Origin of the sequence: Pyrobaculum sp. (assembly GCF_049971835.1) — an archaeon.
Lineage (GTDB): Archaea > Thermoproteota > Thermoprotei > Thermoproteales > Thermoproteaceae > Pyrobaculum.
The window spans coordinates 1-4,581 of sequence record NZ_JBMFKV010000149.1; the positions used below are offsets into that span (position 1 = coordinate 1).

Annotated in this window: 6 protein-coding genes; 1 reads left to right on the forward strand and 5 read right to left on the reverse strand. The window is 62.3% G+C overall.

Annotated elements, in window-relative coordinates:
- Positions 1 to 602: ParA family protein (locus ACP5J3_RS10990; protein WP_428495734.1), on the forward strand; the 602-nt coding region annotated here is incomplete at its 5' end.
- 143 nt (positions 603 to 745) lie between these two features.
- Here ACP5J3_RS10990 and ACP5J3_RS10995 read toward each other — a convergent pair.
- Genes ACP5J3_RS10995 through ACP5J3_RS11015 form a run of 5 tightly spaced genes read right to left on the reverse strand, consistent with a single transcriptional unit; the run spans position 746 to position 4,452 of the window.
- A complete protein-coding gene (locus ACP5J3_RS10995; RefSeq protein WP_428495735.1) occupies positions 746 to 970 on the reverse strand; it encodes a hypothetical protein in 225 nt (74 codons plus the stop codon).
- 40 nt (positions 971 to 1,010) lie between these two features.
- On the reverse strand, positions 1,011 to 1,562 hold the full coding sequence (locus ACP5J3_RS11000) for a GNAT family N-acetyltransferase (protein ID WP_428495736.1): 552 nt from the start codon (positions 1,560 to 1,562) through the stop codon (positions 1,011 to 1,013).
- Complete coding sequence (locus tag ACP5J3_RS11005; RefSeq protein WP_428495737.1) at positions 1,519 to 2,340, reverse strand: aldo/keto reductase; 822 nt, start codon at positions 2,338 to 2,340, stop codon at positions 1,519 to 1,521. The genes ACP5J3_RS11000 and ACP5J3_RS11005 overlap by 44 nt, the downstream gene beginning before the upstream one ends.
- A 28-nt stretch (positions 2,341 to 2,368) precedes the next feature.
- Positions 2,369 to 3,067 carry an acetate--CoA ligase family protein gene (locus ACP5J3_RS11010; RefSeq protein WP_428495738.1) on the reverse strand — a complete coding sequence of 233 codons (699 nt, stop codon included), beginning with the start codon at positions 3,065 to 3,067 and terminating at the stop codon, positions 2,369 to 2,371.
- Positions 3,064 to 4,452 carry an acetate--CoA ligase family protein gene (locus ACP5J3_RS11015; RefSeq protein ID WP_428495739.1) on the reverse strand — a complete coding sequence of 463 codons (1,389 nt, stop codon included), beginning with the start codon at positions 4,450 to 4,452 and terminating at the stop codon, positions 3,064 to 3,066. The genes ACP5J3_RS11010 and ACP5J3_RS11015 overlap by 4 nt, the downstream gene beginning before the upstream one ends.
- Positions 4,453 to 4,581: the final 129 nt, after the last annotated feature.

Below are 4,581 nucleotides of genomic sequence, written 5' to 3' on the forward strand. Positions count from 1 at the left end.
GGGTTATGAGGGGGGAGGCTGTTGATTTGGAGGACTACGTGGTGCCGGCTAAGCTGGGGGCTTTTAGGGTTGACGTGGTGCCGAGCGGCGACTCTCTGAGCGACGCCATGGGTCTGGCGTGGTTTTCTGGGAGCAGGCCGAGTCCGGAGCGGCTTCTTGGGCAGTTTTTGGAGAGGTCGGGGGTCTCGAGGTGGGACGTGGTTCTGCTGGATACTCTGCCTTTTTACGAGAGGCGCTACACGCTCTCGGCCTTCTACGCCGCCGACAAGGTCATCGTCGTCACCCACCCCTACGGGGCTGAGCCGGTTAGGGTGAGGAGGATGTACGGGAAGCTTATGGAGGTGGTGGAGAGGGGTATCGACATAAAGGCGAGGGTTTTGATCAACAGGGTGGACAGGGGCACGAGGGAGGGGCGCGAGGCCTTTAGCATAGTGGAGCGGAGCCTCAACCTGCCTAGGTTTCAGACTGTTCTGCACATGAGGGTGGACTACACGAGGGTTCCGGAGATGCGCTACGAGAAGAACCGCGACGCGAGGCGGGAGGTGGAGTCTCTGTATAGGGAGGTGAGGGAGTGGCTCAGCGTGGAGCTGTCTATATACTAGTCAGCGTGATAACCGCGAAGTCACCGCTCGGCTACTCCCCGAGACTTCATCACGGGGGGTGTCGGTGTCCGGGTTTTTATCCATGTGTGTTTTCTGGGCTGGTGATGAGCCTCACGGTAGGCCCTTTATGGGCGGAACGCCCTTCACTGAGCGGCGCCTAGCTGGCGTTTTAGGTGCTGGAGGAGTTCCCGTGCCTCCTCCTCTGTGAGCACGCCGACGCCGAGCCGCCTGGCGAGCTCCTCGTCGCCTACCACCAGGGCGAATCTGCCTTCTATGGTGTCTAGCTCGTCTGCCTTCACGGCCTTCACGCCTGGTATCTGTTTCCACTCGGGGGGCGGCTCTCCTCTGAATATGATGTAGATTTCCATGTGCGTGGCGTGTATCCAGTTTAAAATATTCTGCGTAGTTCTATAGGCCGATGTAGGGTTTGTAGCAGGTCTCGCGCCAGAGGGTCTCCACTTCTGGGGTGTGTCTGGCGGCTTCTGTGGGGTGGGCGCCTTTTATGAGGAGGATGTCGTCGTCGTATCCGCAGGTGGCTTTTAGGAGGGTTTCCCTGGCGTGTCTTGGTATTTCGCGCCACTGGTAGGGGGTGTACCCCAGCTTGGTGAAGAGGGCTGTGGCGGCTTGGTTGTCTAGCGTCGTGGTGGCCATGTGGACGGGGGCGCCGCACAGCTGCTCCACCGTCTTCACGAGCTGGGTGGCTATGCCTCTTCTGCGGTGGTGGGGGGCGACGGCTATGTAGTAGTGGACGCAGGTGGGCTTGGCGAGCTCCACGAGGTAGTATATCTCGGCGGCGGCTGGCTGGCCTTCTGCTATGGCGACTATGGCGTGGGCGCGCGGCCACCTCTCCAGCACGGCCTTGGCGTACTTCAGGGGGCCTCTGTAGCTGGCGGCTATTATCTCCAGGGCCGCGTCCCTATCCTCGGCGTATCTCAGCGGCGATTTTGGCGTAGTCGTCATCGCTGAGCTCCACCGCGTAGGCGCCGGCGATTTCGTCGATGTGTTCCCTCCTCTCGGCCTTGGGTATGGGGACGACTCCGTGTTTGACGTACCACGCCAGGGCGGTCTGGACCGGTGTCGCGCCGTAGCGCCTTCCTACCTCGGCGAGTAGGGGGTCGCGGGCGACGGCTCCCTTCTCCAGGGGGGTGTAGGCGATGTACATTATGCCGCTGGCCTTGGCGTAGGGGATTAGGTCGGCGTCGTCGCGGCGGTTGTAGAGGGAGTAGTGGTTCTCCACGGCGGCCAGCTCGTACTTCTTTGCGCAGGCCTCGGCCTGGCGTAGCTGTGCTAGGGTGAAGTTGCTGACTCCGAAGTGTCTAATGACGCCTCTGTCCACCAGCTCCTCGAAGGCTCTCACCGTCTCGCAGATGGGCGCGGCGTCGGAGGGCCAGTGGAGGAGGTAGAGGTCGATGTGGGTGCCGAGCCTCGCGGCGCTGGCCTGCGCCGCCTTGATGACGTCGTCGTGTCTGGCGTGGCTGGGCCAGACCTTGGTGACGATGAACACCTCGTCTCTGGGGTAGCCCCTCAGCGCGGCGCCGACGAGCTCCTCAGCGTGCCCCGCGCCGTACATCTCGGCTGTGTCTATAAGCCTGAGCCCCCTCTCCACTGCGTATTTAATGGCCTCTATCCACTGGGGGTCTCTGGAGGTGTCGGCGCTCCAGTAGCCGCCGCCGATGCCCCACGTGCCGAGGCCTATGGCGGGGACGCAGCCCACCCTTCTGTAGCAGGTCTTTTTCATGTCTGCGCCTCCGCGCGTCTTTATATACTTACGCCACGGCGAGGATGAACCTGGCGTCTACCACGTAGGCGCCCTTGCCCTCCTCTAGGGCGATCACGGGGTTGAGGTCCGCCTCTCTTATCTCTGGGTTTTCCTGGACTAGTCTGGAGAATTTGATGAGGACGTCGACGACGGCGGCGACGTCGCGCGGAGGCATGCCTCTGTAGCCGGTGAGGAGGCGGTAGGCCTTGACTTCGCGGATCATGTCCCAAGCGTCCTCCGGCTCTAGGGGGGCTAGGCGCATGGATACGTCTCTGTAGAGCTCTGTGTATATCCCGCCGAGGCCGAAGAGGACGACGTGGCCGAATATCTCGTCGTACACCGCGCCGACTATTAGCTCGACGCCTTTGGGCACCATGCGCTGTATCAAGACGCCCTCCAGCTCGGCGTAGGGGACTTTCCTGACCACCTCCCTCAGCCTCCTGCAGGCCTCTCTCACGGCCTGGGGGTCGCCGATGCCCAGCACCACGCCGCCGACGTCTGTCTTGTGGACTATCTGGGGGGATATTATCTTAGCCGCCACGGGGTAGCCCACCTGCTCAGCCGCCTTGACGGCCTCCTCCTCGTCGCGGGCGACGGCGTAGTCGGGGACCGGTATGCCGTACGCCCTCAGCAGCGCCAGGGCCTCGTCTTCCCTGAGCTTCCCCCGGCCCTCCGCCAGCGCCTTGGCTACGATGGGGTGGGTCATGGCCTCCCCCTCTTGACTTCGCTGTATTTGTAGAGGGCCCAGAGGGCCTTGGCGGCTCTGTCTGGGGTTGGGTAGACGGGCACCCCGCTGTCTTCCAGCGCCTCTTCGAACTTCTGCACCAGCTCGCTCCCGCCGAAGTTGACGACTGCGATGGGCTTGCCGTACCTCCTGGCGTCTATTATATACTCGGCGAGGTTTTTGGTGAGGCCGGGCACCTGCATGAGGGTGACCACAAGCGCCATGTCGAAGAAGGCGGTTGGGAGCAGTACGTCTAGGACAATTTTGTAGTGCTCGTCTGTGGCGCTGCCTGTTACGTCTATGGGGTTGGAGACGGCGGCGAAGGGGAGTAGCTCTCTTTTGAGCTCCCGGGCTATGCTCTCGGGCACCTCGGGGACCTCCAGCCCGAGGGCCTCCAAGGCGTCCACGGCCTGTATCCCCATGCCGCCGCTGTCTGTGACCACGAGCACCCTCCCGCCGCGGGGGGTGGGCTGGGTGGCGAGGGCCTTCGCCATGTCGAACATCTCCCTCACTGAGGAGGCCTCTATGGCCCCTGCCTGTTTGAAGAGGCCGTGGTACATCTCGTAGGTGCCGGCCATGGCGGCTGTGTGGCTCTTCACGGCTCTCTGCGCCGCCTTTCCCCTCCCGGCTTTGTAGGCCACCACCGGCTTCTTGGGCGCTATCTTCCTCACCGCGTCTAGGAAGCGCTTGGCTTCGCCGGGGTATTTAAACCCCTCGACGTACACCGTTATGACCTTCACCCTGTCGTCGGCGGCGAAGGCCTCTATCAGCTCCACCTCGGTTACGTCTGCCTTGTTGCCGTAGTTGGCCATGAAGCCGAGGCCTATCCTCCTCCTGGCGGCCCAGTCCATTATGGCGGCCGCCACGGCGCCGCTCTGGCTAATCAAGGCGAGGGGGCCTGGGGGCGGCCTGCCGGCGCGTTCAGCCGGGAGGAAGACTGTGTCGAAGTTTGTGTAGGCGTTGTATATGCCTATGCAGTTGGGGCCGAGGACCCTGATGCCGTACTGCTTCGCCACTGCCTTGACCCAGTTTTCGAGCTCTGTGTTCCCCGCCTCGGCGAATCCGCTGCTGATTATCACCGCGGCGGCGACGCCTCTCTGCCCGGCCTCCTCTAGTATCTTAGGCACGGTGGGGGCGGGGGTGGCTATCACCGCGACGTCTACGGGGTCGGGTATCTCCGCCACGGACTTGTAGAACTTCAGCCGCCGCCCCCAGAGCTCCACCTCGTCGTATTTGGGGTTTACCGGGTAGACAGGGCCTTTAAACCTGGTGGCTAGGTTTTCCAGGATTACGTAGCCTACGGAGCCTTGTTTGGGGGAGGCGCCGACCACCGCGACGCTCTGCGGGTCGATTAATTTTGTGAGCACATTACCTGTTTTAGAGATATATAAATGTATATAGGCGGCGGCACGTTAAACGTTGGGTTGATAAATGGAGGTGTCGGTCTAGGCGTTGATTAGGGTGAATGTGCTAAAGGCGCTGGGGGCGGAGGTCGG